Origin of the sequence: Romboutsia sp. (assembly GCF_035470145.1) — a bacterium.
Taxonomy (GTDB): Bacteria; Bacillota; Clostridia; order Peptostreptococcales; family Peptostreptococcaceae; genus Romboutsia_D.
Map to the genome: position 1 here is coordinate 1 of NZ_DATIRC010000280.1, position 7,967 is coordinate 7,967.

The following is a 7,967-nucleotide window of genomic DNA, read 5'->3' on the forward strand; positions in this document are numbered from 1 at the left end:
TGTTTTCTTAATCTAATAATAAAGGAGGTTTGTGACAATTATGTGACAACCATGTGACATTTATATATATTTCATATCAAACCAAAACTCTACACCATTACCTTTATTAATAACGCCATAATTACTATTGTGTAAATCTAGTATTCCCTTAACTATAGACAGCCCAAGTCCAGTTCCACCATATTTCCTACTTCTAGCTTTATCAATTTTATAAAAGCTTTGCCATATCTTTTCTATTTCATCTTTTTCAATGTTATTGCCTGTATTAAATATCCCTACTTTAACCCTATCCCTATCCTTATGTGATGAAATATTTATACTCAAAAGTTTTTTACTATCAACATGATTAATCGCATTATTAATAAAGTTTACTAAAACCTGTTCTATTTTAGGTCTATCTCCATTAACCATTGCATTATTAACTTCTTTGTTTATACATAAAGAAATTTTCTTTTCACTTAATATAGGCCTATATTTATTGACTACTGTTTCTACTGTATCTATTAAATCAAATTCTTCTATATCTAAACTTATATAACCAGATTCAATTTGAGAAAGATTTAGTAAATCCTTTACTAGTTTATTCATCTTCTCTGCTTCCTCAATTATTACATCGCAGTAAAAATTTCTATCCTCAATATCACTAGCTATATTATCCTTAAGCCCCTCTGTATAACCTTGAACTAATGCAATTGGAGTTTTCAATTCATGAGATACATTAGATATAAATTCCTTTCTCATTGTATCTATTTTTCTTTCTCTTTCAATATCTTCTTTAAGCTTTTCATTTGCCTCATTTAAATCAGATATAGTTATACTTAACTTTTCTGAAAGATAATTTATAGACTTTCCAAGCTCTCCAATTTCATCATTTGTTTTTACTTCATACTTCTTATCAAAATTAAGATCAGACATACTCTTTGCAACATTATTTAATTTTATTATTGGCTTAGTAAACCATTTTGAAATCAAAAATGCTACTAATGTACCAATTAATAATGAAGCAATTACAATATAAACATAAAAGTCATTTGCAATATTTACACTTTCATTAATATCTGCAATAGAAATATCTATCATTAAAAAATCTTTATTAGGCAAAACAAGTCCAAGAGTTAAAAATTCAATTCCTAGATTTGGATGTACATATTTTTTTATTATTGTTTTCCCATTTACTAAATCATTATGGTCTTCTTTAGTAAATGGAAATTTTTCCATACCCTCTCCTAATATTCTATTCATTTGCTTTCTTGTTGAAGAGTTATATTTTAAATTTCCTTGTGGTGAAAATATCATTATATCCCCGTTTAAGCTTTTCTCAATCTTTTCTAATTTTAGTTCAGTATCTATATCGTCACTATCATTATCAAAAATCTCTTTTATTTCTTGACCATATTTGACAAGACTTTCTTCTTTACTTTTTATGTAAAAACGCTCTAAATACTTTATATTTATTAACCATGATATACCTACAATTATAAGTGCAAATATAGTTATTATTGCAAATAATTTAACCCTTAAGGATTTTTTCATTTCTTCACCTCAAATCTATATCCAATCCCCCTTACCGTTTGGATAAGATTACTTTTTTTATCAAGCTTTATTCTTAACCTCTTTATATGAGTATCTACTGTTCTATAATCTCCATAATAGTCATATCCCCATACTTCATCTAATATTTGCTCTCTAGTTAATGCTTGTCCTGAATTTTTAACCATAAAGTCTAATAATTCATATTCCTTAGGTGACATCTCTACTTCATTGCCTTCAATTAATATTCTATGGCTTATTTTATCTATAACTATACCTCCAGTCGATACTACATCTTCTGTTGCTATATTAGTTCTTCTTAATAGAGCATTGACCCTTGCAACTAATATTTTTGGACTAAATGGCTTTGTTACATATTCATCTGCCCCCAATTCAAATCCAAATAATTCATCACTTTCTTCACTTCTTGCAGTGAGCATAATAATAGGAACCTTAGATGATTTTCTTATTTCTCTACAAACTGTCCATCCATCATATTCTGGTAACATTATATCTAAAATAATTAAATCTATATTTTCACTTTTAAAAAATTCTAAAGCTCTTTTTCCATCCTCTGCTTCTATTATTTTAAAGCCTTCCCTTTTTAGATAATCCCCTATAAGTCTTCTCATTCTTTCTTCATCTTCAACTATAAGTATTTTTTTAAAGGCCAAAATACCACCTCCAACTTTTTCTTAATTTTATTATACATAACTTTTCACACTAAAAAACTATAACTAGTAAAATTTCACAAAGTTTGGTTAGCATAAGGATGTAGAAAAAATTAAAAACAAGCAATTTTTTATATCTAATAAAAATACTGATAACGCAAATTTAATTTTTAATATATTAAATGGTTAAAAAAAATAAATACTTTACAGAATACCACTTCAATACTATAATGAAGTTAAAGTAATATTTTGTATATTATTCACATAAAAAATAAATATAATTAACTAGGGGTGCCAATTTGGCTGAGAAGGTCTATACTAACCTAACCCTCTGAACCTGACGTAGCTAGAACTACCGTAGGAAAGTTATTTGCGATGATTATTATAATTAATTTTTATAATACATGTTTGTAGGAAGCTTTGCCTTATGGTAAAGCTTCTTTTTTAGTCTATATTTAAAATTTAATAATTACACATCTTTAAAAATAACTATTTTTCTATAAAAAACAGTTATAGATGGAAATTGTGAAAATCATAAGCTTTATGAAACAGACAACTTGAAGTAGTAGGCTTTGTAGAAGGAGACTAAAAAGGAGTATCAATAACATAATACCTATAGATAAAATTTAATATAAGATACTAGGTATTAAAGAAAAACTAAATAAATAATAAAGGGGAATTTAAAATGATGTATACAACTCAAATGGATGCTGCAAAAAAAGGTATTGTTACAAAAGAGATGGAATTAGTGGCTAAAAAAGAAAATATGAACGTTGAAGTTTTAAGAGAGCTTATTGCAAAAGGTCAGATTGCTATCCCTGCTAATAAAAATCATAAGTCATTAGATCCAGAAGGCGTAGGTCAAGGACTAAGAACAAAAATAAATGTGAATTTAGGTATATCAAAGGATTGCTGTGATATTGATGAAGAAATGAAAAAGGTACAACTAGCTTTAGACATGAAGGCTGAGGCTATAATGGATTTAAGCTCTTTTGGAAAAACTGAAGAATTCAGAAAAAGACTTATTGAATCATCTCCAGCTATGATAGGTACAGTTCCAGTTTATGATGCTTTTGGTTTTTATGATAAAGAATTAAAAGACATTACTGCAAAGGAATTTTTAGATGTTGTAGAAAAACATGCACAGGATGGTGTAGATTTTGTAACTATTCACGCAGGTATAAATAAAGAAACTGCTAATGTATTTAAAAGAAATAAAAGACTTACAAATATTGTTTCAAGAGGTGGTTCTCTTACTTATGCATGGATGGAACTTAATAACCAAGAAAACCCTTTCTATGAATATTATGATGAGTTATTAGATATATGTGAAAAATATGATTTAACTTTAAGCCTTGGAGATGCTTGTAGACCTGGTTCTATCAATGATTCTTCTGATGCCTGTCAAATCAAAGAATTAATGGTACTAGGAGAATTAACATTAAGAGCTTGGGAAAGAAATGTACAAGTTATAATAGAAGGACCAGGACATATGGCATTAAATGAAGTAAAAGCAAATATGCTACTTGAAAAGAAACTTTGTCATGGTGCACCTTTTTATGTATTAGGACCTATAGTTACAGATGTAGCGCCAGGTTATGATCACATCACAAGTGCCATTGGTGGAGCATTAGCTGCAAGCTGTGGAGCTGATTTCCTATGCTACGTAACTCCAGCAGAACATCTAAGATTACCTAATCTAGAAGATGTTAAAGAAGGTATCATTGCTGCAAAGATAGCTGCTCATGCTGGTGATATAGCTAAAAACATTCCTAATTCTAGGGATTGGGATAATCAAATGAGTAAAGCAAGACAAGAACTTGATTGGGAAAGAATGTTTGAACTTGCTATTGACCCAGAAAAAGCTAGAAGATATAGAAAAGAATCTTCTCCTGAGCATGAAGATAGCTGTACTATGTGCGGAAAAATGTGTTCTATGAGAAATATGAATAAAATAATGGAAGGAAAAGATATCAACCTTTTAAGAGCTGATAGCTAAAAAGAATCAGGTTAGATATTAAACAGAAGCGGAAGTGATAAAATGCAAATTAATGATGTTGATAAATATAAAGAGGAATGTGGAATAGTAGGGATATTTTCTAATGAAAAAATCAACTTATCTTCTATGCTTTATTTTGCGCTTAATTCACTTCAACATCGGGGACAGGAAAGCTGTGGATTAACATATTCAAATGGATATCAGCTCATTTGTCATAAAGATATGGGTTTAGTAAACGAGGTATTTACTAAAAACAATCTTAATGATATAAATGGTTTTTCTGCTATAGGTCATGTACGATATTCTACCTTTGGTGAAAGTACTGTTGTAAATGCTCAGCCCATTTTAGACGAATGTTCCTTTGGTCAAATATCTATAGCACATAATGGTAATCTTACAAATGCAATTGAGCTAAAAAATGACCTAGAATATCATAGATTAAAATTTAATACCTCTACTGATTCTGAGGTTATTTTAAAGCTCATTGAAAAATATTATGATTCTTCTATAGAAAAAACCTTAGAGATTATATCAAAGCATATCAAAGGTGGATATGCTGCTGTTATACTTGAAAAGGACAAGTTATTTGCTATGCGAGACTGTAATGGCATAAGACCTTTATGTATAGGAAAGTTCAGTAATGGTTATATAGTATGTTCAGAAAGTTGTGTTTTAGATATGCTTGGTGGAGAATTTATAAGAGATGTTTTACCTGGAGAAATAATTAAAATTGACAGTAACGGTATAGAAACAGTAAGTTTAATGAAAAATACTATATGTAATACCTGTGCTTTTGAATATATATATTTTGCCAGAGTAGATAGTAAAATTGATGGAGTTAGTGTTTATAACTCTAGATTCAAATGTGGTGAGACCTTATTTAAAGAATGTCCAGCAGATGCTGATATTGTAATAGGTGTGCCTGATTCTGGAACTACTGCTGCTTTAGGATATTCTAAAGCAGCCTCAATACCTTATACCCTAGGCTTTGTAAAAAATAATTTTGTAGGACGAAGCTTCATAAAACCCTGTCAAGCTAAAAGAGAAGAAGCAGTGTCTTTGAAGCTAAATATTATTAAAGAAAACATTCAAGGTAAGAAAATTGTAGTTGTAGATGATTCTATGGTAAGAGGTACAACCTGCAAAAAAATCATCTCTCTTCTTAAAAAAGCAGGCGCAAAGGAAATTCATTATAGATTGGCTTCACCTATAGTAAAATCCCCCTGCTGTTTAGGCATTGATACTTCCAATAAAAAAGAACTTATAGGTTCTAATATGACATTAGAAGAAATACGCACTTTTATTGGAGTAGATAGCTTAGGCTATATAAGCATAGACGGTTTTTTAAATTCTTTAGGACATAAAAAAGATGCATGTCTAAAGTGTTTTATGTGATATATTCTATACCCCCCCCTTAACAATACAACTTTGTATTGTTAAGGGGGGTTCATTTTAGGAAAATTACTTATACACAAAAACAAGGTAGACTTAGCTTCTATTTGCCAAATCTACCTTATTCTATTTGATTCATTTAGAATCTCTTTCTGATACTCTCTAGTATGTAAAAAAAATTCAAATTATGAAGTTACATATATTAATCTTTTTTGTTTTAGTTTTAAATCAAATTAATGTGTCTTTTTCTTTTTTAATGCTGAAAAATCAACAGTTATTGATATGATTCCAAATATAAGTAGGAATATAGGATAATGTAAATATTTTATTACTGCTACAGAAGAAACTCCAGCTATACCAACAGCAGTTAATATTTGAGCTCCATATGGTATCATTCCTTGCCAACATGATGCAAATATATCTAATATACTTGCTATCTTTCTTGGATCAAGATCATATTCTTCTCCAATTTCTTTTGCTAGTGGACCTGCTGTTATTATAGTGATTGTATTATTAGCTGTACATAAATCTATTATACTAGAAAGTAGAGCAATTCCAATTTTCGCACCTGTCGCACTTTTTATTTTACTTGTTATATAATTTAGTACAAAATCTATACCACCATTATGCTTTATTAATCCAATTACTCCTCCAACTATCATAACTAAAATACATAATTCCTGCATTCCAGCCATACCTTCTGATACTGCGCCTATAAAGCCCCATAAATCTATAGAATTTGTGAAAAGCCCTACAGCTCCTGCAAATAAAACTCCACCTGCAAGCAATACAAAAACGTTTGCTCCAGCTAAAGCACCTACTAAAACAGCTAAATATGGAATAACTTTTATTATTTCATATGAATAAGTTTCAGTTGATGCACTTTGATATCCAGATGTCATTATAGCTACTATTATAATACTTATTATTGCTGCTGGTAATACTACAAAGAAATTCATTTTTACCTTATCTTTTAATTCACAACCTTGTGTATTTGCCGCTGCTATAGTTGTATCCGATATCATAGATAAGTTATCTCCAACCATAGCTCCTCCAACAATTATTGCTACTAATAATTCTAATGGGATACCAGTTTTTTGAGAAATACCTATTCCTATTGGTGTTAATGCTGAAACTGTACCTACAGATGTTCCCATAGATATAGATATAAAGCATACCACTAAGAATAAACCTGTTACTAATAAATTTGCAGGTAAAATAGATAGACTTAAATTTACTGTAGAATCTACTGCACCCATAGCTTTTGCTACACTTCCAAAAGCTCCTGCTAATAAAAATATTATAACCATTATTAATATATTTGGGTCCCCAGCACTCTTACAAAAGATATCTATCTTATTTTGTAAAGACTCTTTAGGATTAATCATTAAAGCTACTCCTGCTGCAACCATAAATGCTATTAATGCAGGCATTTTATAGAAATCACCTGTTATAATACCACTTCCCATAAATAATACCAAAAATACTCCTATAGGGGCTAATGCTAATAAACTCCCCTTATTAATTCTTTCTTCTGTTATCTTACTTGCATTTTGCATGATTTTTAATCTCCCTTTTTAATACTTATTTAAGGTATAACTAAAGAGAAGATATCTCTAAATACCTTCTCTTTTAATTTTAAAATGTACTACTTATTTCTTATTATAGTCTATCAAGACCTTGTTTTAAGTCTGCGATTATATCTTGAGCATCTTCTAAACCAACAGATATTCTTATTAGTCCTTCACTTATTCCAGCTTCAGCTCTTTCTTCTGGAGTATATGGTGAATGAGTCATTGATGCAGGATGTTGTATTAATGTTTCACAATCTCCTAAGCTAACTGCAAGAGTACATAAATTTAATGAATTTAATAACTTCTTACCTGCTTCTAATCCACCTTCTACCTCAAATGCTATCATTCCTCCTGGAGCTTTCATTTGCTTTTGTGCTAACTCATATTGAGGGAAGCTTTTTAATCCTGGGTAGTTAACTTTTATTATTTTGTCATGTCCTTCTAAGAATTTTGCAACTTCCATAGCATTTTCTGAGTGTCTTTCCATTCTTATTTGTAAAGTCTTCATTCCTCTTAATGTTAAGTATGCATCAAATGGACTTAATACAGCCCCTGTCATATCTTTAACTCCAAATAATCTTACTTGATTTATAAAATCTAATTTACCAACAACAAATCCTGCTATAACATCTCCATGACCATTTAAGTATTTAGTAGCAGAATGAACTACGACATCAGCACCAAACTCTATTGGTCTTTGTATAAATGGAGTACAGAAAGTATTATCAACAAATACTAAACAATCTTCTTTTTCATGAGCTATATCACATACAGCCTTTATATCTACTAATTTTAAGTCTG

6 protein-coding genes and 1 riboswitch are annotated in these 7,967 nt (G+C 29.8%); of the genes, 2 read left to right on the plus strand and 4 right to left on the minus strand.

From position 1 onward, the window contains the following. Window positions 1-60: 60 nt before the first annotated feature. Both VLM92_RS11565 and VLM92_RS11570 read right to left on the minus strand, forming a co-directional pair. On the minus strand, window positions 61-1,533 hold the full coding sequence (locus tag VLM92_RS11565) for a HAMP domain-containing sensor histidine kinase (protein ID WP_325276489.1): 1,473 nt from the start codon (window positions 1,531-1,533) through the stop codon (window positions 61-63). Further along, complete coding sequence (locus tag VLM92_RS11570) at window positions 1,530-2,204, minus strand: response regulator transcription factor (RefSeq protein WP_325276490.1); 675 nt, start codon at window positions 2,202-2,204, stop codon at window positions 1,530-1,532. Before VLM92_RS11570 ends, VLM92_RS11565 begins: the two co-directional genes overlap by 4 nt. 274 nt (window positions 2,205-2,478) lie before the next feature. After that, window positions 2,479-2,582, plus strand: a riboswitch (TPP riboswitch). 304 nt (window positions 2,583-2,886) lie between these two features. Between VLM92_RS11570 and thiC the strand changes: the two genes are divergently transcribed. Together thiC and purF are read left to right on the plus strand one after the other, a co-directional pair. Further along, a complete protein-coding gene (gene thiC, locus VLM92_RS11575) occupies window positions 2,887-4,200 on the plus strand; it encodes a phosphomethylpyrimidine synthase ThiC (RefSeq protein WP_325276491.1) in 1,314 nt (437 codons plus the stop codon). Window positions 4,201-4,242: 42 nt separating this feature from the next. Continuing rightward, window positions 4,243-5,595: an amidophosphoribosyltransferase gene (purF, locus tag VLM92_RS11580; protein WP_325276492.1), complete on the plus strand. Its 1,353-nt coding sequence runs from the start codon at window positions 4,243-4,245 to the stop codon at window positions 5,593-5,595. Window positions 5,596-5,825: 230 nt separating this feature from the next. On the opposite strand, the gene VLM92_RS11585 is transcribed toward purF, so the two are convergent. After that, a complete protein-coding gene (locus VLM92_RS11585) occupies window positions 5,826-7,151 on the minus strand; it encodes a Na+/H+ antiporter NhaC family protein (protein WP_325276493.1) in 1,326 nt (441 codons plus the stop codon). A gap of 103 nt (window positions 7,152-7,254) precedes the next feature. Continuing rightward, window positions 7,255-7,967: PLP-dependent transferase (locus VLM92_RS11590; RefSeq protein ID WP_325276494.1), on the minus strand; the 713-nt coding region annotated here is incomplete at its 5' end.

Coding starts and splice junctions, on each gene's coding strand:
- VLM92_RS11565 (WP_325276489.1), bottom strand. CDS start 1,533: ATGAAAAAATCCTTAAGGGTTAAATTATTTGCAATAATAACTATATTT.
- thiC (WP_325276491.1), top strand. CDS start 2,887: ATGATGTATACAACTCAAATGGATGCTGCAAAAAAAGGTATTGTTACA.
- purF (WP_325276492.1), top strand. CDS start 4,243: ATGCAAATTAATGATGTTGATAAATATAAAGAGGAATGTGGAATAGTA.
- VLM92_RS11585 (WP_325276493.1), bottom strand. CDS start 7,151: ATGCAAAATGCAAGTAAGATAACAGAAGAAAGAATTAATAAGGGGAGT.